The organism is Pseudomonas sp. TE4620, from assembly GCF_056279045.1.
Genome location: NZ_JBWBQO010000001.1, coordinates 4,343,558 through 4,365,456, shown reverse-complemented (window position 1 = coordinate 4,365,456; position 21,899 = coordinate 4,343,558). Strand labels below are relative to the sequence as shown.

Annotated in this window: 18 protein-coding genes and 1 other RNA gene; 6 read left to right on the top strand and 13 right to left on the bottom strand. The window is 63.0% G+C overall.

Annotated elements, in window-relative coordinates:
• The first annotated feature begins 81 nt into the window (after positions 1-81).
• A complete protein-coding gene (locus ACZ9A3_RS20220; RefSeq protein ID WP_123565145.1) occupies positions 82-510 on the top strand; it encodes an EamA family transporter in 429 nt (142 codons plus the stop codon).
• Here the strand turns inward: ACZ9A3_RS20220 and ACZ9A3_RS20215 are convergent.
• Complete coding sequence (locus ACZ9A3_RS20215; RefSeq protein WP_476253056.1) at positions 476-1,324, bottom strand: phosphatase PAP2 family protein; 849 nt, start codon at positions 1,322-1,324, stop codon at positions 476-478. The genes ACZ9A3_RS20220 and ACZ9A3_RS20215 overlap by 35 nt on opposite strands.
• Before the next feature lie 3 nt (positions 1,325-1,327).
• Positions 1,328-2,020, bottom strand: coding sequence for a lipopolysaccharide core heptose(II)-phosphate phosphatase PmrG (pmrG, locus tag ACZ9A3_RS20210; RefSeq protein ID WP_476253055.1), 693 nt, complete (start codon positions 2,018-2,020; stop codon positions 1,328-1,330).
• Positions 2,021-2,162: 142 nt separating this feature from the next.
• On the opposite strand from pmrG, the gene ACZ9A3_RS20205 reads away from it, so the two are divergent.
• The 3 genes from ACZ9A3_RS20205 (at position 2,163) to ACZ9A3_RS20195 (ending at position 4,269) form a co-directional block, all read left to right on the top strand.
• Positions 2,163-2,732 carry a GNAT family N-acetyltransferase gene (locus ACZ9A3_RS20205; RefSeq protein WP_093379253.1) on the top strand — a complete coding sequence of 190 codons (570 nt, stop codon included), beginning with the start codon at positions 2,163-2,165 and terminating at the stop codon, positions 2,730-2,732.
• 77 nt (positions 2,733-2,809) lie between these two features.
• Positions 2,810-3,679, top strand: a complete 870-nt coding sequence (gene tesB, locus ACZ9A3_RS20200; protein WP_045199789.1) for an acyl-CoA thioesterase II — start codon at positions 2,810-2,812, stop codon at positions 3,677-3,679.
• Entirely contained in the window at positions 3,676-4,269 is a 594-nt protein-coding gene (locus tag ACZ9A3_RS20195) for an HAD family hydrolase (protein WP_093379258.1), read from the top strand. The genes tesB and ACZ9A3_RS20195 overlap by 4 nt, the downstream gene beginning before the upstream one ends.
• Positions 4,270-4,341: 72 nt before the next feature.
• Here ACZ9A3_RS20195 and ACZ9A3_RS20190 read toward each other — a convergent pair whose 3' ends face one another.
• The 3 genes from ACZ9A3_RS20190 to ACZ9A3_RS20180 all read right to left on the bottom strand — a co-directional run bounded on the left by ACZ9A3_RS20190 (position 4,342) and on the right by ACZ9A3_RS20180 (position 8,369).
• Positions 4,342-6,813: a TonB-dependent siderophore receptor gene (locus tag ACZ9A3_RS20190; RefSeq protein WP_476253054.1), complete on the bottom strand. Its 2,472-nt coding sequence runs from the start codon at positions 6,811-6,813 to the stop codon at positions 4,342-4,344.
• 106 nt (positions 6,814-6,919) lie between these two features.
• Positions 6,920-7,867 (bottom strand): FecR domain-containing protein, encoded by a 948-nt coding sequence (locus ACZ9A3_RS20185; protein WP_476253053.1) that lies wholly within the window; start codon positions 7,865-7,867, stop codon positions 6,920-6,922.
• A gap of 1 nt (position 7,868) precedes the next feature.
• Positions 7,869-8,369 (bottom strand): sigma-70 family RNA polymerase sigma factor, encoded by a 501-nt coding sequence (locus tag ACZ9A3_RS20180; protein ID WP_045199783.1) that lies wholly within the window; start codon positions 8,367-8,369, stop codon positions 7,869-7,871.
• Positions 8,370-8,509: 140 nt separating this feature from the next.
• Between ACZ9A3_RS20180 and ACZ9A3_RS20175 the strand changes: the two genes are divergently transcribed.
• Positions 8,510-9,520 carry a zinc-dependent alcohol dehydrogenase family protein gene (locus ACZ9A3_RS20175; protein WP_045199781.1) on the top strand — a complete coding sequence of 337 codons (1,011 nt, stop codon included), beginning with the start codon at positions 8,510-8,512 and terminating at the stop codon, positions 9,518-9,520.
• A gap of 9 nt (positions 9,521-9,529) precedes the next feature.
• Here ACZ9A3_RS20175 and ACZ9A3_RS20170 read toward each other — a convergent pair whose 3' ends face one another.
• On the bottom strand, positions 9,530-10,414 hold the full coding sequence (locus tag ACZ9A3_RS20170; protein ID WP_476253052.1) for a LysR substrate-binding domain-containing protein: 885 nt from the start codon (positions 10,412-10,414) through the stop codon (positions 9,530-9,532).
• Between the two features lie 159 nt (positions 10,415-10,573).
• Here ACZ9A3_RS20170 and ydiJ point away from each other — a divergent pair, with 159 nt between their 5' ends.
• The gene (ydiJ, locus tag ACZ9A3_RS20165) at positions 10,574-13,594 is read left to right on the top strand and encodes a D-2-hydroxyglutarate dehydrogenase YdiJ (protein ID WP_476253051.1); all 3,021 of its coding nucleotides are present in this window, start codon (positions 10,574-10,576) and stop codon (positions 13,592-13,594) included.
• 7 nt (positions 13,595-13,601) lie between these two features.
• Here ydiJ and ACZ9A3_RS20160 read toward each other — a convergent pair whose 3' ends face one another.
• The 7 genes from ACZ9A3_RS20160 to ACZ9A3_RS20130 all read right to left on the bottom strand — a co-directional run bounded on the left by ACZ9A3_RS20160 (position 13,602) and on the right by ACZ9A3_RS20130 (position 21,654).
• On the bottom strand, positions 13,602-14,012 hold the full coding sequence (locus ACZ9A3_RS20160; RefSeq protein ID WP_176794210.1) for a DUF4952 domain-containing protein: 411 nt from the start codon (positions 14,010-14,012) through the stop codon (positions 13,602-13,604).
• 26 nt (positions 14,013-14,038) lie between these two features.
• Positions 14,039-14,818 carry a class I SAM-dependent methyltransferase gene (locus ACZ9A3_RS20155; protein ID WP_045199772.1) on the bottom strand — a complete coding sequence of 260 codons (780 nt, stop codon included), beginning with the start codon at positions 14,816-14,818 and terminating at the stop codon, positions 14,039-14,041.
• Between the two features lie 217 nt (positions 14,819-15,035).
• Positions 15,036-15,427, bottom strand: a transfer-messenger RNA (tmRNA) gene (gene ssrA / locus ACZ9A3_RS20150).
• Positions 15,428-15,531: 104 nt separating this feature from the next.
• Positions 15,532-15,810: a hypothetical protein gene (locus tag ACZ9A3_RS20145; protein WP_045199770.1), complete on the bottom strand. Its 279-nt coding sequence runs from the start codon at positions 15,808-15,810 to the stop codon at positions 15,532-15,534.
• Between the two features lie 74 nt (positions 15,811-15,884).
• Positions 15,885-18,695 carry an FAD-binding and (Fe-S)-binding domain-containing protein gene (locus ACZ9A3_RS20140; protein WP_093379281.1) on the bottom strand — a complete coding sequence of 937 codons (2,811 nt, stop codon included), beginning with the start codon at positions 18,693-18,695 and terminating at the stop codon, positions 15,885-15,887.
• A gap of 78 nt (positions 18,696-18,773) precedes the next feature.
• A complete protein-coding gene (gene lldD / locus ACZ9A3_RS20135) occupies positions 18,774-19,919 on the bottom strand; it encodes an FMN-dependent L-lactate dehydrogenase LldD (RefSeq protein WP_045199765.1) in 1,146 nt (381 codons plus the stop codon).
• Positions 19,920-19,986: 67 nt separating this feature from the next.
• Positions 19,987-21,654, bottom strand: coding sequence for a lactate permease LctP family transporter (locus ACZ9A3_RS20130; protein ID WP_476253050.1), 1,668 nt, complete (start codon positions 21,652-21,654; stop codon positions 19,987-19,989).
• Between the last annotated feature and the right edge of the window lie 245 nt (positions 21,655-21,899).

The following is a 21,899-nucleotide window of genomic DNA, read 5'->3' as shown; positions in this document are numbered from 1 at the left end:
GACAGAAGCTGATCTTGCCAGTTACCAAGGCCGTTACGCCAGCTTCTACAATGAGTAGCAATCCCTTGCACAGGCGTACTTATGGTGTTGGCTTCATGGACTTTCTGGGCGGTGTTATCCGCCGTGTTCGCCGCGTTGACCGCGATCTTCGCCAAGGTCGGCATCAGCGGCATCAACTCCGACTTCGCCACCTTGCTGCGTACGGTGGTGGTGCTGATCAGCCTGGCGCTGATTCTGTATGCCACCGGCCAGTACCAGTCGCTGAGTTCGATCCCGGCCCGCAGCTATCTGTTTCTGGTGTTGTCGGGGCTGGCCACCGGCGCCTCATGGATCTGTTACTTCCGAGCCCTGCAGTTGGGCCAGGCGTCACAGGTGGCGCCTGTGGATAAACTCAGCGTGGTGCTGGTGGCGGTACTTGGCGTAACCCTGTTGGGCGAGCGGCTTGACTTGCGCCAGTGGGCCGGCATCAGCCTGGTCACTCTGGGCGTAGTGATGCTGGCGTGGCGTTGATCAACGCCGGCGTGCGTGCTCTGGTCGCCACCCGCGCGGGAGCCTGTAATGCCAGCCGGCCGTAAAATAACAGTGCTGTCAGCCAGGTCGTCAGCCAGACGAAAATCCCTGCCCAGAAGGTGTGCGACATATAGTGCCAGCCCTGCAGCACGCGCGTGGTGCCAAACACCAGCCCCAGCAACAACACCGCCACCTGCAGTTTGCGCGCATGCGCCCAGCGATGGCGTCGGGCAACGAAGTACAGCGCCAGCAAGGTAAAGCCGCTGGAGGCGTGGCCACCCGGCCAGCAACGCCCGGCACCGGCCTTGTCCAGCCAGCTGAAGTTCTCGAACCATTCCTGGCGCAGCTCGCTGCCGCCGTACAGGGTGGTCTCCACCGGGCAGTACACGCTGGTGTGGCTTTTCAGGTAATGGATGACCGTGGTGCTCAGGGCAAAGGCCACCACCACGAACAGCAAGTCGCGACGGTAGCGGGTGGTCAAGCGCAGCACCGCAGCGATACGCCAGGTGTTCAACATGCGGCTGGCAGTGGACTGTGGATAAGCGGCAAAGCGTGGCCAGATAAACGACAACAGCGAGCCGATGACTGCCAGCTCGCCGGTCCAGTTCGGCAAGATGCGCGGCCACTTGTGGGTCACTTTCTCGAACCATTGGTTGTGCAGCAGCGGGAACTGGCCGCTGGCCGGGTCGAGCAGCAGGTTGCTGATCAGCCGGTCGAGGCTGGTGAGGTCGAACAGCAAAAAAACCACGGCAGCCAGCAGCAGCGGCAAACCCAGGTTGATCAGATAGAAGTCGCGGCGAGAGGGGCCCGGCATGCTTTACATTCCTGCGCTGGCGACAAGTTTGCGCCATTCATTGGCGTTCATCTGCCCGAGAATCCGCGCCTTGCCGTTGCTGCCCATGGACACGAACAAGGCACTGGCATAGGCGCTGGAGCGTTCACCACCGGGCACATTCAACTGCCGCTCAAGATGATCGATGCAACCACTGTGGGTGACCAGCACCAGGTTATGGTCGGCGCGCTTGTGCTTGAAGGCGGCATCGGCAAAACCCTTGTCGCATTGCTTGAGCCAGTCCTCGCTGGCGATCGCCTTGCCGAACATGAAGTGCGCAGTTTGCTGGGTGCGCACCTCCGGGCTGCTCAGCACCTGAGCGTTGTTCAGGCCCAGGCGCAGGATGCCGTTACCGACGTCGCTGGCCGCCTGGCTACCCTCAAGGGTAATGCCGCTGGGGTCGCCCAGGCAGCGGTTGTGCGAACGGTCGCAACGTTCGGCATGGCGGATCAGGACGATGACCGCGCCCTTGGCCCATTCGCTGTAAACACCACTGTTGTGCATCTGATTGTCGCTGCCCAGGTCCACGATCGGTGTCCTCGATGTCCACCACAGTGCAAGGATGACCAGGGCGAGCAGGAGGCCCAGCCCGGTCAGCGGTTGGCGCCAGGGAGCGCCGCGTCGTCGCTGGGTGGCAGTGCTGGCGGTAAGCGCAGGCGTCAGGTGGGAAGATGACATAGGACCACTTCAGGCAGGTTCAAGAGTGAACGCACTGTAGAAAAGGTCAGGTTCAGAACCAGTGAAAGGGATGTGAAAAATAGCTTGGAGCCGAGGTTGTTACCTACGCTATAAACAGCAGGCTGTGGATAAGGAGCCGAGCATGACCCCGATATTGCAACTGGAAAGCGCACGGTTGCTGTTGCGCCAATGGCAGGATGACGACCTCAGGGAGTTCGCCGCGATGTGCGCCGACCCGCAGGTCATGCGTTACTTTCCTGCACCCTTGACCCGGGTCGAGAGCGCTGCGCTGATCGGCCGGATTCGCGGCCACTTCAATGAATACGGCTTTGGCCTGTGGGCCCTGGAGCGCAAGGACACCGGCGCCTTTATCGGCATGACCGGCCTGCTCAACGTGAGTTTTGCCGCCGATTTTACCCCGGCGGTGGAGATCGGCTGGCGCCTGGCCCGGCGCCACTGGGGGCTGGGTTTTGCCAGTGAAGCGGCCTGGACCAGCCTGCGCTGCGCCTTCGCTCAACTGGGCCTGGAGCAGGTGGTGTCGTTCACCACCGAGAGCAACCTGCCATCGCAAAAAGTCATGCAGGCCATCGGCATGCAGCAGGACCTGGCCGGCAGCTTCGAACACCCCAGGCTAGAGCCTGGCGACCCTTTGCGAGCGCACGTGTTGTACCGCATCGACCGCGCCCAGTGGCAGGCCACCCTGCGCGGCTGAATTGCACAACATACGGGCCGGCAATGACAAACCCTGTATTATTTGCCGCAGTTGCGCATTGCCTTGGAGAATCTTGAATGAGCCACGTGTTGGACGATCTGGTTGACCTGTTGAGCCTGGAATCGATCGAGGAAAACCTGTTCCGCGGGCGAAGCCAGGACCTGGGCTTTCGTCAGTTGTACGGTGGGCAGGTACTGGGCCAGTCGCTGTCGGCGGCCAGCCAGACGGTCGAGGAGGCGCGCCACGTGCACTCGCTGCACGGCTACTTCCTGCGCCCGGGCGACGCCAGCATGCCGGTGGTCTATTCGGTCGACCGCGTACGCGATGGTGGCAGTTTCAGCACCCGGCGGGTGACGGCGATCCAGAAGGGCAAGACCATCTTCACCTGCAGCGCCTCGTTCCAGTACGACGAGGAAGGCTTCGAGCACCAGAGCCAGATGCCCAAGGTGGTCGGCCCGGAAAACCTGCCGTCGGAAGTCGAGCTGGCCAAGCGCATGGCCGATCGCCTGCCTGAAGCCATTCGCGACAAGATGCTCTGCGCCAAGCCGATCGAAATGCGTCCGGTAACTGCCGAGGATCCGTTCAACCCCAAGCCCGGCGAGCCGGTCAAGTACGTCTGGTTCCGTGCTGACGGCAACCTGCCGGACGTGCCGGCGCTGCACAAGTACATGCTCGCTTATGCCTCGGATTTTGGCCTGTTGACCACCTCGCTGCTGCCCCATGGCAAATCGGTGTGGCACAAGGACATGCAGATCGCCAGCCTCGACCACGCGCTGTGGTTCCACGGCAACCTGCGCGCCGACCAGTGGCTGCTGTACGCCATGGACAGCCCGTGGGCCGGCAATGCCCGTGGTTTTGCCCGCGGCAACATCTACAACCAGGCCGGGCAACTGGTGGCCTCGTCGTGCCAGGAAGGCCTGATTCGTCATCGCCAGGACTGGCAATGAGCCTGCAGCAGATTCGCCACTGGGTGTTCGACATGGACGGCACCCTGACCGTTGCCGTGCATGATTTTGCCGCGATCAAGGTGGCGCTGGAAATTCCCCAGACCCACGACATCCTCACCCACCTGGCGGCCCTGCCGGCCGATGAAGCCGCAGCCAAGCACGCCTGGTTGCTGGAGCATGAACGTGAGCTGGCGATTGGTTCACGCCCGGCTACCGGTGCCGTGGAGCTGGTCCGCGAGCTGGCGGCGCGCGGTTGCCAGCTGGGTATCCTTACCCGCAATGCCCGGGAGCTTGCGCATATCACCCTTGAGGCAATCGGCCTGGCCGACTGCTTTGCCGTCGAGCACGTGGTCGGGCGTGATGAAGCGCCGCCCAAGCCGCATCCTGGCGGCTTGCTGAAGCTGGCCGACGCCTGGGCGGTGGCACCGAGTGAGATGGTCATGGTCGGCGACTACCGCTTTGACCTGGACTGCGGCCGGGCAGCGGGGGCGCGGACGATTCTGGTGAACCTGCCGGATAACCCCTGGCCGGAGCTGGCCGACTGGCATGCAGCGGATTGCCGGGCGTTGCAGGTGATGCTCGACAATTGAGTTGAATTCATCGCGGGTCCAGCCCGCTCCTACATTCGGTGTGCAGGAGCGGGCTTGCCCCGCGATGGGGCCTCAGAACTCCCAGCGCGTCGTCAGCATCACATTGCGCGGATCACCGTAGTAGGTGGTGTCGAAGTTGCCCAGCCCGGTCAGGTAGCGCTTGTCGAAGACGTTGTTGGCATTGACCGTGAAGCTCAGTTGCTCGTTGTATTGATAACGGGTCATCAGATCGACCAGGGTATAGCCGCCTTGCTTGATGAAGCTGTAATCCTCGATCGAGCGGTTGTAGATCTTGCCGTAGAACGCGCTCTGCCAGTTGATTCCACCCCCCACTGTCACCTTGTCCAGCACCCCCGGCAGGCGGTAGGTGGTGAACAGCCGCACCAGGTGTTCAGGTTTGCTGGTGCTCATCGGGAAGCCATAGATACGCTGCTCGTCGGCATCGCGTGAACGCGCGTAGGTATAGCCGGCCGAGAGGTTCCAGCCTTCCTGCAGCTCACCAGCCACTTCCAGCTCGATGCCCTGGGTGGTGGCGCCACTGGTCGCCTTGTAGATGCCCTCATTGGTCGCAGGGTTGGTGCCGATCGACTCGGCGACGTTGTCCTGCTCGATGCGAAACAGCGCCAGGCTGGCGTTGAGCTTGCCGTCGAAGTAGGCCGCTTTCAGGCCGGTTTCGTAGCTGTCGCCTTCGACCGGGTCGAGGGTGGCACCGTTGCTGTCTTTGTTGCTCTGTGGCTGGTAGATCGAGGTGTAGCTGGCGTACACCGAGTAGGTGTCGTTCAGGTCATAGACCACTCCGGCGTAGGGCGTGACCACGCCGTGTTGCTTGTAGCTGGCCTGGCTGTCGGCAAAGTTCGGGTTCAGGCCGTCGTAGTCGTAATTGTCGCTGTACTTGAAGGTGCTGACCCGGGTGCCGAGGATGACTGAAAAGTCATCGGTCGGGTGCAGGCGGGTGGCGATGTAGGCGCCGTTCTGGCTCTTCTTCTGTTCGTACTTGCCGTTTTTCGGGAAGTCCGGCACGCCGATGTGGCCGTCCCAGTCAAAGATGCTGCCGGGCACCGTGCCAAATTCGCCGGTGTCCCAGGTGGCGCCGGTCTGGCGCGAATGGTTGGTGTCAAGGCCGACGACCAGGTCGTGCTGGCGGCCGAACAGGGTGAACGGGCCGGAGATATTCAGGTCGGCACTGTTCTGCACCCGGTGGCCTTCCCAGCGGCCCCAGAAAAAGTACATGCCGTCACCATTGCGATCCGGCGCGCCACCGCTGGCTGAGGCCAGGCGGGTGTCGTGATCGCTCTGCAACTGGTTGACGCTGAGCTTGAGCGACCAGTCGTTGGCCAGCGCCTGTTCCAGCGAGGCGAAATAGGTGCGGTTCTGGAAGTCGCGGCGGCTCCAGTCGGCGCCCGGGTTGAACGAGCGGGAGAAGTCAGTGCGACCGCCGTCGGTGTAGTACACCGGGTTGCCGGTCCAGGAGCTGCCGCGCGGGGTGGTGGTCTGCTGGTCGATACCGACGGTCAGCAGGGTATCCGGGGTGATGTCGGCCTCGAGGATGCCGTAGTACACCTCTTTGTTCTGCTGGTAATGGTCCTGGTAGCCCTTCTTGTCCTGCTGGGCGCTGACGAAACGTCCACGCACGCTACCGCTGCTGTTGATCGGGCCGGAGACATCGACTTCGCCGCGGTAGTTGTCCCAGCTGCCGGCACTGCCGGTGAGCGAGCCCTGGAACTGCGCGGTCGGTTTCTTGCGGATCAGGTTGACTGTGGCCGACGGGTCGCCGGAGCCGGTCATCAGGCCGGTGGCGCCCTTGAGCACCTCCACACGGTCATAGATCGACATGTCGACATGCGCGGTACCTTCGCCGTACACCCCGTCATACACGGTGTTGACGCCGTCGTACTGGTAGTTGGTGATCACCAGGCCGCGGCTGGTGAACTCGGTGCGGTCGCTGTCATAGGTTTGCGCCGAGACGCCGGGGGTATTGCGCAGCACATCGGAAATACTCTGGGCGCCCTGATCGTCCATCTGCTGGCGGGTAACCACGGTGATGGTTTGTGGCGTCTCGCGGATCGACAACGGCAGCTTGGTCGCAGTGCGGGTCGCTGCGGTAGTGTAGGAATGCGTACCCTCGGTGGTTTCACCCAGGCCTTGAGCATTGATGCTGGTGGCGCCCAGTTCCATCGCCGCGCCAGTATTGGCGGGCACCAGCACGTGGCCGCCGTTGGACTGACGCTGGGCCTGCAGGCCGGTGCCGCTGAGCAGGCGCGCCAGGCCTTCCTCGACCGAGTAGGTGCCGTGCAGGCCGGCCGACTGCTGGCCTTGAGTCTGGCGGGCATCGAACGACAGGGTGATGTTGGCGCGGGTGGCGAACAGGCTCAGGGTAGTGCCCAGCGGGCCCGGGGCGATCTGGAACTGGGTGCTGGCGCTTTGCGCCATGGCCTGGGCCGGCAGCAGCGCGAGCAGCGGCAGCGGTGCCAGGGTCAGGCCGAACAGCGCCAGGTGGACAGCGCGAACCAGCGGGCGAGGGGCGCGCGGACAAGTCGGGGTCATGCAGGATTTCCTTCGATTGGCTGGGCAGAGGGGCGGTCGAAATTTGCCGCTTTAACTGCGTAGCCGAATGAGAATGAAAATCGGCAACCCTTTGTACGAAATTTCTTCAGACAGCTTCAATGCTGACCCAGTAGCGAGTCATGTAACGCACCCTGACCGGCAACGACACGCCGAGGTTTTCCAGAATCGTGTCGGTGTCGTCGATGCGAAACGCACCTGACAGGCGCAGGTCAGCGATGCCCTCGGCGCAGCGCAGCACGCCGGGGCGGTAGCGGCGCAGTTCGCTGATGAAATCGGCCAGGCGCCATTCGATCACGGTCAGCATGCCCTGGGTCCAGGCGCCGGTGCCAGGCAGGGCGGTGCTGGCGGCAGCAATCTGCTTGCGGTTGAAGCTGACGCTTTGCCCGGCCTCCAGGCGCAGCATCAGCAGCGGCTGGTCGAGCGGGCGCACCTGCACCGCATGTTCGAGCACGCTGACCCGGCTCAGGCCATTGTCGCTACGCACGTTGAAGCGCGTGCCGAGGGCGCGCACCCGGCCTTCGGCGGTTTCGACCATGAACGGGCGCGCCGCGCTGTCAGGGGCGGTTTGCACCATGATCTCACCACTGTACAGGCGCAGCAGGCGTTGCTGGCTGTCGTAGCGGATATCCACGGCACTGTCGGTGTTCAGTTCAAGCTGGCTGCCATCGTCCAGGCGCACCTGGCGGCGCTGGCCCTTGCCGGTGCGCAGCTCGGCCATCCACGCCTGGCCCGGGGTACTTTGTTGTACCGCCCAGCCGGTTGCGCCAACGGCCACGAGCAGCGCCAGGGTCTTGAGCACGGCGCGGCGCCGGGCGCGCACGCCGGCAAGCGTCGGCAGGGCGACATCAGCGGGCAGCCGGCCCAGTTGGCGCTGCAGCTTTTCGACCCGCGCCCAGGCCTGGGCATGGGCCTGGTTCTTGCCCAACCAGTCTTGCCAGGCCTGCAACTGCGCAGCGCTGGGCGGCGCGGCGTTGAGCTGCACGTACCAGGTGGCGGCAGCTTCGAGGGTGCGATAGTCCAGCGGCTGGGCCATGTCAGTCGTCCGTGAGCAGCAGGCAGTGGGTCATGGCGCGGATCAGGTGTTTTTTCACCGTGGTCACCGATATCCCCAGGCGTTCGGCGGTAGCCACATAGCTCAGGCCTTCGAGTTGCACGGCCAGGAAGATAGAGCGCGTGCGCTCGCCCAGGCCATCGAGCATCTGGTCCACCGCCAGCAGGGTTTCGAGGATCAGCAAGCGGCTTTCCGGTGATTCGGCGACCCGCTCCGGGCGCAGCGCCAGTTCGTCCAGATAGGCCTGTTCAAGCGCCTTGCGGCGAAACTTGTCGATCATCAGCGCATGGGCGATGGCGCCCAGGTAGCTGCGCGGCTCGCGAATGGTGTCTGCATTGCGTGCATTCAATACCCGGATAAAGGTGTCCTGGGCAAGGTCGGCGGCATCGGCGGCATTGCCCAGGCGGGTACGCAGCCAGTTTTTCAACCAACCGTTATGTTCGCTGTAGAGCGCGTGCAGGGCAGCATGATCGGGAGCGGGCATGGCGGGGCAATATCGAGTAATTGATAATTAGTCGCATTATTGTGGTTTGCTGGCGCACTATGCAAGCGCTCGTGCTTGACCTGGGGCAGGGTCGGGCGAAGACTGGTCAGCTATTTGCCGAATCGACTCAGGAGGTTTCCATGACCAGCAGGGCCATTATCGTCCAGACCGGCGGTGGTTACGACAAGGTGCAGGTAGGCACCCGCGAGGCAGCCGCCCCGCAAGCCGGCGAAATCAGCGTGCGCCTGCATGCCAACTCGCTCAACTATCACGACTTCGCCGTGGTCAGCGGCATGTGGGGGCCGACTGCGCCGCGTATTCCCATGGCCGATGGCGCTGGCGTGGTGACCGCAGTGGGCACTGGCGTCAACGAGTTCGCTGTCGGTGATTCGGTGGTCAGTACGTTCTTCCCGGACTGGCTGGACGGCCAACCGTTGGTCGAAGGTTTCGCCAGCGTTCCGGGCGACGGCATCGATGGTTACGCCCGCGAACAGGTCACCGCTCGCGCGACGTCCTTTACTCATGCACCCAAGGGCTACAGCCACGCGCAAGCGGCGACCCTGACTACCGCCGGCCTGACTGCCTGGCGTGCGCTGATGGCCGACGACTCGCTCAAGCCGGGCGATACCGTGCTGGTGCAAGGCACCGGTGGCGTGTCGATTTTCGCCCTGCAGTTCGCCAAGCTGGCGGGCGCCACGGTGATCGCCACGTCCTCCAGCGACGACAAGCTCGAACGCCTCAAGGCCCTGGGCGCCGACCACCTGATCAACTACCGCAAAACCCCGGCCTGGGGCGAGAAAGTACGCCAGCTCACCGCCAACCGCGGTGTCGATCACGTGATCGAGGTCGGTGGTCCGGCGACCCTGGAGCAGTCGATGATCGCCGCGCGTATCGGCGGGCATGTGTCGCTGATCGGCATTCTTACCGGCGTGGCGGGCAACCTGCCGCTGGTCCAGGCGCTGGTGCGGCAGATCCGCCTGCAGGGTGTGCTGGTTGGCAGCCGCGCCCAGCAGCAGGCGATGGTCCGCGCCATCGATGCCAATGGCCTGCGCCCGGTGATCGACAAGACCTTCGAGCTGGAACAGATCGTCGAGGCCTTCCGTTACCAGGAAAGCAACCAGCACTTCGGCAAGATCTGCCTGAGCATCTGAGCCAGCGCCTCAGATCTGCCCCAGCAACCAGCCGCGAAATGCCGCCAATGACGGCAGCGACTGGTTGCGCGGCGGGTAGATCAGGTAATAGCTGCGCTGGCTGGCAAACGGCGCGCCGACGCTGACCAGCTCCCCGCTGGCCAGCTCGTCGGCCACCAGGATGCGCGGCACCAGGCCGATACCGATGCCGGCGCGCACCGCCTGGATCAGGTGCGAGGTCAGCTCGAAGCTTGGCCCCAGGCGCATGCTGCGGTGCGCCAGGCCATGATGGGAAAACCACTCGCCCCAGGCGTTGGGGTTGTTGGCCACGTTGAGCAGCAATTGCTCAGGCAGGCGCGGCGGCGACCAGTCGGCCTGGCTGGCGGCAGTCTCCGGCGACAGAATCACCAGCAACTCTTCGGCATGCAGGCGATGACAGACCAGCCCGGGCACATCGGCATTGCCGACGATAATGGCGGCGTCGATGCCGCTGGTTTCGAAATCGATGGCTTCGATGCGCGAATTGATGTGCACCAGCATGCCCGGGTGCAATTTGTAGAATTCATGCAGGCGCGGCAGTAGCCACTTGGAACCGAAGGTCGGCAGGGTGGCCAGGCGCAGGCTGCCTTCGCCGGACTGATAGGCCATGGCCTGCAAGGTGGCGCTGCGAATGCGCCCAAGGGCTTCGCTCATCTCCCGTTGATACAGCCGGCCGACATCGGTCAGGCGCACCTGGCGGCCTTCGCGGCGGAACAGGGTCAGGCCCAGTTGCTGCTCCAGCGCCTGCACCTGGCGGCTCACCGCGCTTTGGGTCAGCGACAGCTCGGTGGCGGCGCGGGTATAGCTTTCATGCCGGGCGGCGGCTTCGAACGCCAGCAGCAATGACATGGACGGTGTGAGATGGCGGTAATTCATTCGTAAAAGTCATCGATAGCGGCAGAAATATCCAGTTGTCCGCAGCGTCGCGCTCCGGGATCATTGGCATATCAGTGTCTTGAGGCTGACCTAATTATGCTCAGCCAGCAAGTGTTCCGATATTCCCGTGATTAGCCAAATTAAAGAGGCCATCCTTTGATGATCGCCCAGTTGCCGACCAGCGCCCCCGCTGGCGACTATGCCGATTTTCTCGCCGCCCTGCGCGCCAGCGGTTTCCGTGGCCAGTTCAGCGCCGACTATGCCACCCGCACGGTGCTCGCCACCGACAACTCGATCTACCAGCGCCTGCCGCAAGCGGCGGTGTTTCCGCTGGATGCCGAGGATGTTGCCCGCGTCGCTACGCTGATGGCCGAACCGCGCTTTCGCCAGATCAAGCTCACCCCGCGCGGCGGTGGCACCGGCACCAACGGCCAGTCGCTGACCGACGGCATCGTCGTCGACCTGTCGCGGCACATGAACAACATTCTCGAGATCAACGTCGAGGAGCGTTGGGTGCGGGTACAGGCCGGGGTGGTCAAGGACCAGCTCAACGCAGCGCTCAAGCCCCACGGGCTGTTCTTCGCCCCGGAGCTGTCGACCTCCAACCGCGCCACCGTCGGCGGCATGATCAACACCGATGCCAGCGGCCAGGGCAGTTGCACCTACGGCAAGACCCGCGACCACGTGCTCGAACTGCACAGTGTGCTGCTCGGCGGCGAGCGCCTGCACAGCCTGCCGATTGATGATCAGGCGCTGGAGCAGGCTTGTGCACAAGAAGGCCGCAGCGGTGAGGTGTACCGCATGGCCCGGCAGATTCAGGAAACCCAGGCCGAACTGATCGAGACCATCTTCCCCAAGCTCAACCGCTGCCTGACCGGCTACGACCTCGCGCACCTGCGCGACGAGCAGGGCCGCTTCAACCTCAACAGCGTGCTGTGCGGTGCCGAAGGCTCGTTGGGTTACCTGGTCGAGGCCAAGCTCAATGTGCTGCCGATTCCCAAGTACGCCGTGCTGGTCAACGTACGCTACAGCAGCTTCATGGATGCCCTGCGCGATGCCAATGCGCTGATGGCGCACAAGCCACTGTCGATCGAGACGGTGGACTCCAAGGTGCTGATGCTGGCGATGAAGGACATCGTCTGGCACAGCGTCGCCGAGTACTTCCCCGCCGAAGCCGAGCGCCCGACCCTCGGTATCAACCTGGTGGAGTTCTGCGGTGATGATCCGGCAGAAGTGAACGCGCGGGTGCAAGCCTTCGTCGCCCACCTGCAGGCCGATACCGGCGTCGAGCGCCTGGGCCACACCCTGGCTGAAGGCGCCGAAGCGGTGACCCGCGTCTACACCATGCGCAAGCGCTCGGTGGGCCTGCTTGGCAACGTTGAAGGCGAAGTGCGCCCGCAGCCGTTCGTGGAAGACACCGCCGTACCGCCCGAGCAACTGGCCGACTACATTGCCGATTTCCGTGCCTTGCTCGACAGCTACGGCCTGGCCTACGGCATGTTCGGCCACGTCGATGCCGGCGTGCTCCACGTGCGCCCGGCGCTGGACATGAAAGATCCGGCCCAGGCGGCGCTGGTCAAGCCGATTTCCGATGCCGTGGCGGCGCTGACCCATCGCTACGGCGGCCTGCTCTGGGGCGAACACGGCAAGGGCCTGCGTTCGGAATACGTGCCGGATTTCTTCGGCGCCCTGTACCCGGCGCTGCAATCGCTCAAGGGCGCCTTCGACCCCTACAATCAGCTCAACCCCGGCAAGATCTGCACCCCGCCGGACAGCGAACAGGGTCTGATAAAGGTCAACGAAGCACCGATGCGCGGCGACTTTGACCGGCAGATTGATGAGCGGGTGTGGCAGAGCTTTGGCAGCGCCGTGCACTGCAACGGCAACGGCGCCTGCTACAACTTCGACCCCAACGACGCCATGTGCCCATCGTGGAAAGCCACCCGCGAACGCCAGCATTCGCCCAAGGGCCGTGCCTCGCTGATCCGCGAATGGTTGCGCCTGCAGGGTGCGGCCAGTATCGATGTGCTGGCGGCGGCAAAGAACAAGACCTCCTGGCTCAAGGAGCTGCCCAAGCGCCTGCGCAACAACCAGGCCCGCTCCCGTGGCGAGGCTGACTTTTCCCACGAAGTCTACGAAGCCATGGCCGGCTGCCTGGCGTGCAAATCCTGCGCGGGGCAGTGTCCGATCAAGGTCAACGTGCCGGAGTTTCGTTCACGCTTTCTGGAGCTGTACCACGGCCGCTATCAGCGTCCGCTGCGTGACTACCTGATCGGTTCGCTGGAGTTCAGCATTCCTTACATGGCTTATGCGCCAGGCTTGTACAACGCGGTGATGGGTTCGAAGTGGGTCAGCCGCCTGCTTGAGCGCCATGTCGGCATGCTCGACAGCCCGCTGATCAGCCGCTACAACCTGCAGAACACCTTGACCCGCTGCAACGTGCGCGCGGCCAGCGTACCCGTGCTGCGCGAGCTGACCCCTGCCCAGCGCGAGCGCAGCATCGTTCTGGTTCAGGATGCCTTCACCCGCTACTTCGAAACACCGTTGCTGGCGTCGTTCATCGAACTGGCCCATCGGCTGGGTCACAAGGTGTTCCTCGCGCCCTACAGCGCCAACGGCAAACCCTTGCATGTCCAGGGCTTCCTCGCAGCCTTTGGCAAAGCGGCGATTCGCAACGCCACCCAGCTCAAGGCCCTGGCCGATTGCGGCGTGCCGCTGGTCGGCCTCGATCCGGCCATGACCCTGGTGTATCGCCAGGAATACCAGAAGGTCGAAGGCCTGAGCGATTGCCCGAAGGTGCTGCTGCCGCAGGAATGGTTGATCGACGTGCTGCCTGAACAGGCTGCGGGCGCCAGCGAAACCTTCCGCCTGCTGGCCCACTGCACCGAAAAAACCAACGTGCCGGCCAGCACCCGTCAGTGGGAACAGGTATTCGCCCGCCTGGGGCTGAAACTGGTTACCGAAGCCACTGGCTGCTGTGGCATGTCGGGTACCTATGGCCACGAAGCGCGCAACCAGGACACCTCGCGGACCATCTTCGAGCAATCCTGGGCCGGCAAGCTGGATAAACCGGGGGAAGCATTGGCCACCGGTTATTCCTGCCGCAGCCAGGTCAAGCGCATGGCTGAGCGCCAGTTGCGTCATCCGCTGGAGGTGCTGCTGCAGTTCGCCAAGGGCTGATGGCCGCTCAGGGTTCGAGGGTATCGACGCTGACGGTGATGTAGAAGAACTCGATCTGTGCCCACTGCGAGCGCTGGTTGGCCAGCGTCTCTTCGGAGGCCATGAGGACTTGGTAAGTGATGCCGCTGTGTGGGTCGCGGTGGAAGTGGCGCAGCGAGTCCCACATGCAGCAGAAAAACTGCAGGCGGCCCATGCCATAGGTTTGCTGCAGGTGGGCCTCGGCCACCGCTGCTTCGGTGCCCCTGACCTTGTAGGTCGCGATCAAGGGCGCCGTCTGTCCTTCGATGTCCTGATGGCAGCCCTGGTACTGGATGCCCTTGGGGTACGCGCCCAATGTGCCGAGGAAGTCCTCGCACTTAGGTGCGGCCTGCAGCGACCCGCACAGCAGGAGCAGGGTCAGGATAATCAATGGGCGCAATGGCTTCGTCCTTGAAGTACGCCGGATCAGGCAAAGCTGATGTTGGTGCGCTGCTTGCCGTAAACAACCCGGGCGGCGGACATCAGTTGATGCGGGATTTCGACGAACGGGATATCCGAGTTGGTGATGGCGATGTCCACAAGTTGCAGCATCATCGAGTTCTTTTTGACCAGGATGACATCCGACCAGTCAGTGTTGGTCACGGCCACAGGCACGAAGTCGGAACGCTTGAGGAAGCTGCTGAGGGCTTCCAGTACACCCAGGTTCTGCTTGGTGCCTTGCAGGCTATGGCAGCAATCGTTGAGAAGCATGAAGCCATCATCGGCCAGCAGGTCCTGGTAGTACATCATGTCGCGCAGGATGTACTCGTATTGATGGTTGGCATCAATGTAGATCAGGTCGAATTTCTCGATACCGGTTCTTGGCTGGATCTCAGGAATGGCGTCGATCGTCTCGGCGCGAATGAGGGTGACGTTGGGCTTGTCGGCGAATTTGCCCTGGCATTCTTCATACAGGTTGTCCCAGGTGGCCATGTCATAAAGCGAGCCGCCATAGTAGTAATCATAGCTATCTACAGGGTCAACCCAAGGTGGCAGCTGGTCGAACGGGCTGTAGGCTTCGGTGGCCGAGGGGCTCCAGCTGTCGATCAAGACCATCTGTTCAGGGCTGAGGGCGTTATAGAGGTTCAGCGCATTTTGCCCGCGCAAGACGCCAAGCTCGGCGATGACCGGCTTTTTATTGCAGGCGTCAAACACTGCCTTGAGAACGTGGTAGAAGGTCTCGCGGTGGGTCATACAGACTTTCATGCCTGCTCCTGTTCTGTGGTGGTTGCGGCCCCCCGGAGTCGACAAGGATACGAGACGGGGCGGTCCTTCCAGGTGTTTATCGACCGCTGCGCCAATAGGATGAGCACGGTTTTGTCCGCAGCGTGTCGATGGCCGACAGGCGGGTTCAGTCAGGGTTCTGCGGGCAACAAAAAAGGCATCGGCGCAAGCGCCAGATGCCTTTTTCGTTTTGCGTATTTGGTGGAACCGGGGGGATTTGAACCCCCGTCCGCCAGTGATCCGCTGTCGGTACTACATGCTTAGCCGTGTCTATTGAGTTAATCCGCAGCCGCCCGACGGGCAGGGTGCTTTGGACGAGTTGTGTAAGTTTTAGCCGCTTCGTCCACAACGTACTGCACGGCGATCCTGTTCTGTATGACAATCACTTCGGGTTTACAGGCATCCCCTAGTGATTGCTGGAGCCGAAGCTACCAGGAGAGCGGGCTCGGCTGCTTACGCAGCGAGAGCGTAACCCTCGTAGTTTTCGTCATTGGCAACTATAGAAAGTTGCAACAGTGGATTTACGAGTTCTGTTACCAACTCGGCATGCACCTAGAGTTTCACTACCGGCGTCGAATCCTAATCGGCCCCATGTGTTGCGCTCTAGCTGTAAGCGTTTTTCAACGCTCGAGGTCCAGTATACGCCATCGGTCGGGCGACGTCGACTGCTGGTCTGACATCGCCCGGCAGACGGGTTATTGGCCGTTGCTGCCTTTCTCGGTTTTCTCCAGGCGCTCCAGAGTCTTGCTGGTAATAGCAATGCAGTCTTTCGTGTTACCCGCTGCCTGGGCAGCCTTGGCGTCCTTGACATGCTCGGCCACGGCGTTGTCCATACCTTCGGAGGTAGCTCCGGCGGTAGCCGTGGCATCTTCAATCTTCTGCAGGTTTAGGGCGCACAGGTCTTCTTCCGCAAACACAGGGGAGGCAAGCAGTGCGGCGGCAATGAACAGTCCGGAAATCGCAGTACGCTTCATGTGAATCTCCTTGGCTGGGAAGGCCTCGGGAAAGGGGGGCCTAATTTGATGGACTGCTCCGCTCTCACAAAGGTTCAGATAGCCCGCGCCCGTGTTACCCGGTCCACCAGGTACACCAGCCCGTGATAATCGATCCCGCCATGGTTCGACAGGCCGATCTCGCAGGTGCGGCTGGTAGAGATGCCTTCGCTGCAGTACTGCACCGCATCCTTGAGGCTGCGCAGCGAATGGGCATTGAGCTGCGGGGTGGTAAAGCCCTTGTCACCGGCAAAACCGCAGCAATGGATGCCTTCGGGAATCACCACCTGTTTGCTGCAACGCCGCGCCAGGTCGATCAGCGCCTGGCTTTCACCCAGGTGCTGGGTGCTGCAGGTCACGTGTACGGCGATCGGCTCGTCCTGGGGGGTGAACTCCAGCTTGTCGACCAGGTGGGTGCGGATGAAGCGCACCGGGTCATACAGGTCCAGGCGCGTTTCGGCGAGATCCTGGACCAGGCGCAAGGTGCACGGGCTGGTATCGCAGTAGATCGGGTCAAGGCCGCCGCGGCTGGCGTGCAGCAGGGCGTTGATCAGCTCCTGGCGCTTGTGCTCGGCCTGCTCGGCATAGCCCTTGGAAGCAAACGGCTGGCCACAGCACAGGTTGTCCTGGTTGTCCGGGAATACCACTTGATAGCCGGCCTTTTCCAGCAGGGCGCGGGTCTTGTCCAGCAACGAGGTTTGCTCGCGATCCGCCGCCGCCGGACCCATCACCCTTGAAACACAGGCGGCCAGATAGACGACTCGGGGCCGCGCATCGTTGCTGGCCGGGCTGAGCTGCACCGCTTTTAGCGGTTGTGGCATGGCCGGCGTCCACTGTGGTACTCGGCCGTGGCTGAGCTTACTGAGGCTGGCGCTCAGGCGACTCAGGCGCGGCGCGCCAAGCAGGCGACGGGCGCCGTTGGCGGCTTGCAAGGTAAGGCGCGCGCCACTGAGGGCGGTATGGAAATTGTCAGCCAGCCAATCGGCAGTCTTCACGTGTTCGGCAGCCTGGCCGCGCAGCTTTTTCACCAGCTCACCGGTATTGATACCCACCGGGCAGCGTTGGGCGCACAGGCCGGTGGCGGCGCAGGTGTCGATGCCCTGGTACTGGTAGTTGCGTTCCAGCTCGCGGGTATCGCTGCCAGCGCGTTTTTTCGCCTGGATATCGCGCCACATGACGATGCGCTGGCGCGGGCTCAGGGTCAGCCCCTTGGACGGGCAGACCGGCTCGCAGAAGCCGCATTCGATGCACTTGTCGACGATCTCGTCAGCCGCCGGTAGCGGCTTGAGGTTTTTCAGATGGATTTGCGGGTCTTCGCTGAGCACCACGTCCGGGTTGAGAATGCCATTGGGGTCGAGCAGGCGCTTGAGCTGCCACATCAACTGGTAGGCATCGCTGCCCCATTCCAGCTCAACAAAGGGTGCCATGTTGCGCCCGGTGCCGTGTTCGGCCTTGAGCGAGCCGCCGAATTCGACCGCCACCAGTTGCGCCACGTCGTCCATGAAGGCCTGGTAACGCGCGACCTCTTCGGCGCTGTTGAAGCCCTGGGTGAAGACGAAGTGCAGGTTGCCTTCCAGGGCATGGCCGAACAGGATCGCCTCGTCATAGTGATGTTTGTCGAACAGCGCAATCAGGCGATTGACGCCGATGGCCAGTTGCTCGACCGGGAAGGTCACGTCTTCGATGATCACCGTGGTGCCGGTCTTGCGCACCGCGCCAACGGCCGGGAAGGTGTCCTTGCGGATGGCCCAGAGCTTGGCGTTCTCCTTGGCGTCTTCGGTAAAGTTGACCTGCTTTTCCACCGGGAAGCTGGCCAGCGAGGCCATGATTTGCGCCAGTTGCTCGTGCAGCAGCGCCTGGGTTGCTGCGCGGGATTCGATCAAAAGTGCGCAGGCGCCATCGGACAGTTGCTGGACGAAGGCCGGCATCCCGGGCTTGTCCTGCACCGAGCGCAGGCTGCGTCGGTCGAGCAGTTCCACCGCCGATACCGGTTGGCTCTTGAGTACGGTAACGGCGTTGCAGCAGGTTTCTACATCCGGGAAGACGATCAGTGCCGAGGCTTTGTTCGGGTGATCGATCACCGTGTCGTAGGTCACGGCACTGATAAAGCCCAGGGTGCCCTCGGAGCCGACCAGCAGGTGGCTGAGGATATCCAGCGGCTGGTCATAGTCGATCAGGGCATTGAGCGACAGGCCGGTGGTGTTCTTCAGGCGGTACTTGTGGCGAATTCTGGCGGCTAGCTCAGTGTTGGCGCGGGTGTCCCGGGCCAGGCGCGCGAGCTTATCGAGCAGGTCGGCGTGGCTCTGTTCGAAGGCGGCGACGCTGGCCGGGTCTTCGCTGTCCAGGCGCGTGCCGTCGGCCAGCACCAGGCGCATGCCGGCCAGGGTGTGATAGGTGTTCTGCGCGGTGCCGCAGCACATGCCGCTGGCATTGTTGGCGACGATACCGCCAATCTTGCAGGCGTTGATCGAGGCAGGGTCCGGGCCGATCTTGCGCCCGAACGGGGCCAGCCAGGCATTGGCCTGGGCGCCGATCACGCCCGGTTGCAGACGGATCTGCTGGCCCTGGTGGCGAATCTCGCGGCCGTTCCAGTTATCGCCGAGGACGATCAGCACCGAATCGCTGATGGCCTGGCCGGACAGGCTGGTGCCGGCGGCGCGGAAGGTGACCGGCACGCGCTCGCGCTGGGCCAGCTTGAGCAGGGCGACCACTTCATCTTCGGATTCGACCCGTATCACCAGTTTGGGAATCAGCCGGTAGAAGCTGGCATCGGTGCCGAAAGCCAGGGTCGACAGCGGATCGTCGAAACGGCGCTCGGCGGGTATCAGGCGTGCTACCGAGTCGAGAAACGCGGCGGGCAGACTCATGCAATCTCCTCGCGGGGCCGTGGCGTCTGGTGCGCCGCGTGCCCCGGTCAATCAGGCGGTGATTCGAAGGCGCGGCTATCAGGCACCCAGTTCGCGGACCAGCGAGTCGCGGGTGATTTCGCTGATCGATTTGGCGCCTGTCAGCACCATGGCCACGCGCATTTCTTTTTCGAACAGCTCCAGCAGGTTCTTCACCCCGGCTTCACCGGCGGTGGCCAGGGCGTAGAGGAATGCACGGCCGATCAACACGGTGTCGGCGCCCAGGGCAATCATGCGCACCACGTCCAGGCCGCTGCGGATGCCGGAGTCGGCGAGAATCTTCAGATCGCCTTTGACCGCGTCGGCAATCGCCGGCAGGGCGCGGGCACTCGACAGCACGCCATCGAGCTGGCGGCCGCCGTGGTTGGAGACGACGATGCCGTCGGCGCCGAACTTCACGGCGTCCTTGGCATCTTGCGGGTCGAGGATGCCCTTGATCACCATCGGGCCTTCCCAGAATTCGCGGATCCACTCAAGGTCTTTCCAGGAAATCGACGGGTCGAAATTGGCGCCCAGCCAGCCGATGTAATCGGCCAGCCCCGTGGGGCTGCCGCGGTAGGCGGAGATGTTGCCCAGGTCATGGGGTTTGCCCAGCAGGCCGACATCCACGGCCCACTGCGGGTGGGTCATGGCCTGCCAGACGCGGCGCAGCGGCGCGTTCGGGCCGCTCATGCCGGAGTGCGCATCGCGGTAGCGGGCGCCGGGCACCGGCATGTCCACGGTGAACACCAGGGTGGTAACGCCAGCGGCCTTGGCGCGCTCCAGGGCGTTGCGCATGAAGCCGCGATCCTTGAGCACATAGAGCTGGAACCACATCGGCCGGTCAATGGCCGGCGCCACTTCTTCGATCGGGCACACCGACACCGTCGACAGGGTGAACGGAATGCCTTTGGCCGCTGCCGCCCGCGCCGCCTGGACTTCGCCGCGGCGTGCGTACATGCCGGTCAGGCCGACCGGCGCCAGGGCCACCGGCATGCTCAGGGTTTCGTTGAACAGTTGGGTCTCGAGGCTCAGCTCGGACATGTTCTTCAATACGCGCTGGCGCAGGGCGATGCCGGCCAGGTCTTCGACGTTGTGGCGCAGCGTGTGCTCGGCGTAGGCACCGCCGTCGGCGTAGTGGAACAGGAATGGCGGCAGCTTGCGTTGGGCTGCTGCGCGGTAATCGGTAGCGGCAGAAATGATCATGGGGTCTCGCAGCGTTGGGTGAAGGGGAGCTGCCGGGCGCACCACAACGCGCCCGGCCCCTGACACTTTAGTGAACCAGCATGCCGGTCAGCCAATAAGCCTGGATCAAGGTGATCAGGCCAACGATAGTGGCGAAGAACAAGCTGTGCTTGAGGGTGAAGCGGAACAGGTCCGACTCTTTGCCGACCAGGCCGGTAGCGGCGCAGGCCACGGCGATCGACTGCGGCGAAATCATTTTGCCGGTCACGCCGCCGCTGGTGTTGGCGGCCACCAGCAGGGTGTCGTTGACCCCGATCTGGTGCGCGGTGGTGGCCTGCAGCGAGCTGAACAGGGCGTTCGACGAAGTATCGGAACCGGTCAGAAACACGCCCAGCCAGCCGAGGAACGGCGAGAAGAACGGGAACGCCGCGCCAGTGCCGGCCAGTACCAGGGCCATGGTCGACGACATGCCCGAGTAGTTGGTGACGAAGGCAAAGGCCAGGACCATGCCGATCGACAGGATCGGCCAGCGCAGTTCGAAGAAGGTCTCTTTCAAAGTGGTCAGACCAGTTTTGAAATTGATCTTCAGCACCAGCATCGAGATCAGCGCCGAGAAGAAAATCGCGGTACCGGTGGCAGAAATCGGGTCGAGCTTGAACACCGCCGGGATCGCCGTCGGGGTGGCGACGATCGGTGCGGTCTTGATCACCAGTTGGTCAAGGTGCGGGATGGCGAAGTTGAATACCCAGCTGTACATCGAGCCACCGGCGGCGAAAGCGGCCTTGAACGGCTTGAGGGTCCAGATGGTGACCAGCACGGTGAGGATCAGGAACGGCGACCAGGCTTTGAAGATCTCGCCGAAGCTGTACGGCGAAGGCTGGCTGCCACCGCTCTGTACCACAGCGGCGCCAACACTACCGGGGGTGGCGGCGAACGAACGCTTGGGCTGCCAGACCTTGAGGAACAGGGTCAGGGAAATCAGGCTGGCCAGGGCCGAGGTGATGTCCGGCAGTTCCGGGCCAATGAAGTTCGAGGTGAAGTACTGGGTCACGGCAAAGCTCAGGCCGGCCACCAGGGCGGCTGGCCAGGTCTCTTTGACGCCGCGCAGGCCGTCCATCATGAACACCAGCCAGAACGGTACGAATAGCGACAGCAAGGGCAGCTGGCGGCCGGTCATGGCGCCGATCTTGAACGCATCGATACCGGTGACCTGGCCGGCCACGATGATCGGGATGCCCAGGGCGCCGAAGGCCACAGGCGCGGTGTTGGCGATCAGGCACAGGCCGGCGGCGTACAGCGGGTTGAAGCCCAGGCCCACGAGCAGGGCGGCGGTGATCGCCACCGGGGCGCCGAAGCCTGCCGCACCTTCAAGGAAGGCGCCGAAGCAGAAACCGATCAACAGCACCTGCAGGCGCTGGTCGTCGGTAATCGACAGCACCGAGCTGCGGATCACTTCGAACTGGCCGCTCTTGACCGTCAGCTTGTACAGGAACACTGCGGCGACAATGATCCAGGCAATCGGCCACAGGCCATAGGCAAAGCCGTATCCGGCGGCGGCAAGGGCCATGTCGGCAGGCATCTGGAAAGCAAAGATCGCCACCAGGATCGACAGGCCCAGCGTGATGCTGCCAGCCACGTGACCCTTGAGGCGGAACACCGCCAGCGCGAGGAAAAAGAACACGATCGGGATGACTGCCGCGAGCGCGGACAGGCCAAGACTACCAAGCGGACTGTAAAGCTGTTGCCAGGTTTGCATATGGGGTGGCCCCTAATTGTTGTTGGTCAGGCACTGGCATTGGATAATTGGTAAGACCAATTTACAATGTCGAGGCGCTAGGTTAAAAGCCTCGAAGTGGCTGTGTCAATTTGTCCCAGGAAACTTTTCTTGGGATGGTTGAAGGGGAGCGGGCCTGAACGGCAGGGAAATTTGCCAACTGATTAGTGTCGGCGGGTCGCGGATGCGCCAGAATAGACAGCCCCGAACGCACTCGGGATTGTGGA

Excerpts from the sequence above, each read along its gene's own strand:
- ACZ9A3_RS20205 (WP_093379253.1), top strand. The coding sequence starts at position 2,163 with ATGACCCCGATATTGCAACTGGAAAGCGCACGGTTGCTGTTGCGCCAA.
- ydiJ (WP_476253051.1), top strand. The coding sequence starts at position 10,574 with ATGATCGCCCAGTTGCCGACCAGCGCCCCCGCTGGCGACTATGCCGAT.
- lldD (WP_045199765.1), bottom strand. The coding sequence starts at position 19,919 with ATGATCATTTCTGCCGCTACCGATTACCGCGCAGCAGCCCAACGCAAG.
- ACZ9A3_RS20140 (WP_093379281.1), bottom strand. The coding sequence starts at position 18,695 with ATGAGTCTGCCCGCCGCGTTTCTCGACTCGGTAGCACGCCTGATACCC.
- ACZ9A3_RS20195 (WP_093379258.1), top strand. The coding sequence starts at position 3,676 with ATGAGCCTGCAGCAGATTCGCCACTGGGTGTTCGACATGGACGGCACC.
- ACZ9A3_RS20180 (WP_045199783.1), bottom strand. The coding sequence starts at position 8,369 with ATGCCCGCTCCCGATCATGCTGCCCTGCACGCGCTCTACAGCGAACAT.
- ACZ9A3_RS20215 (WP_476253056.1), bottom strand. The coding sequence starts at position 1,324 with ATGCCGGGCCCCTCTCGCCGCGACTTCTATCTGATCAACCTGGGTTTG.
- ACZ9A3_RS20185 (WP_476253053.1), bottom strand. The coding sequence starts at position 7,867 with ATGGCCCAGCCGCTGGACTATCGCACCCTCGAAGCTGCCGCCACCTGG.
- ACZ9A3_RS20155 (WP_045199772.1), bottom strand. The coding sequence starts at position 14,818 with ATGAAAGTCTGTATGACCCACCGCGAGACCTTCTACCACGTTCTCAAG.
- ACZ9A3_RS20145 (WP_045199770.1), bottom strand. The coding sequence starts at position 15,810 with ATGAAGCGTACTGCGATTTCCGGACTGTTCATTGCCGCCGCACTGCTT.
- pmrG (WP_476253055.1), bottom strand. The coding sequence starts at position 2,020 with ATGTCATCTTCCCACCTGACGCCTGCGCTTACCGCCAGCACTGCCACC.
- ACZ9A3_RS20170 (WP_476253052.1), bottom strand. The coding sequence starts at position 10,414 with ATGAATTACCGCCATCTCACACCGTCCATGTCATTGCTGCTGGCGTTC.
- ACZ9A3_RS20220 (WP_123565145.1), top strand. The coding sequence starts at position 82 with ATGGTGTTGGCTTCATGGACTTTCTGGGCGGTGTTATCCGCCGTGTTC.
- ACZ9A3_RS20190 (WP_476253054.1), bottom strand. The coding sequence starts at position 6,813 with ATGACCCCGACTTGTCCGCGCGCCCCTCGCCCGCTGGTTCGCGCTGTC.
- ACZ9A3_RS20175 (WP_045199781.1), top strand. The coding sequence starts at position 8,510 with ATGACCAGCAGGGCCATTATCGTCCAGACCGGCGGTGGTTACGACAAG.
- ACZ9A3_RS20130 (WP_476253050.1), bottom strand. The coding sequence starts at position 21,654 with ATGCAAACCTGGCAACAGCTTTACAGTCCGCTTGGTAGTCTTGGCCTG.
- tesB (WP_045199789.1), top strand. The coding sequence starts at position 2,810 with ATGAGCCACGTGTTGGACGATCTGGTTGACCTGTTGAGCCTGGAATCG.